This is a genomic window from Spirulina sp. CCY15215, from assembly GCF_016888125.1.
Taxonomy (GTDB): Bacteria; Cyanobacteriota; Cyanobacteriia; order Cyanobacteriales; family Spirulinaceae; genus CCY15215.
The window spans coordinates 1-250 of sequence record NZ_JACSWA010000548.1 but is presented as its reverse complement, the minus strand read 5'-3'; the positions used below and the strand labels follow the sequence as shown (position 1 = coordinate 250).

General features: G+C 38.0%; 1 protein-coding gene. It reads right to left on the bottom strand.

The annotated features are described in order from the left end of the window. Positions 1–250, bottom strand: a 250-nt coding sequence (gene tnpA / locus JUI58_RS18940; protein WP_204105372.1) for an IS200/IS605 family transposase, incomplete at both ends; no start/stop codon positions are given.

The window sequence follows — 250 nt, the reverse complement described above, 5'->3', positions numbered from 1 at the left end:
CAAAGGAGCTTGTGTACCAACGCTAATAATAGCATAGCTTCCCGACCAGAATTGAGATTTAGTACCCCAATAAAACTGGGATAAGTGTTGGGCATATTCGGAACGAAGTCGCCGAGAAGTAACAGTTTTTAAATTATTAACTAACTTTGATAATTCAACACTAGGATGAGCTTCAAACAAGATGTGAATATGGTCGGATTCGCCTCCGAATTCGATACATTCACATTCCCATTTAATCAAAAGTGCTTTA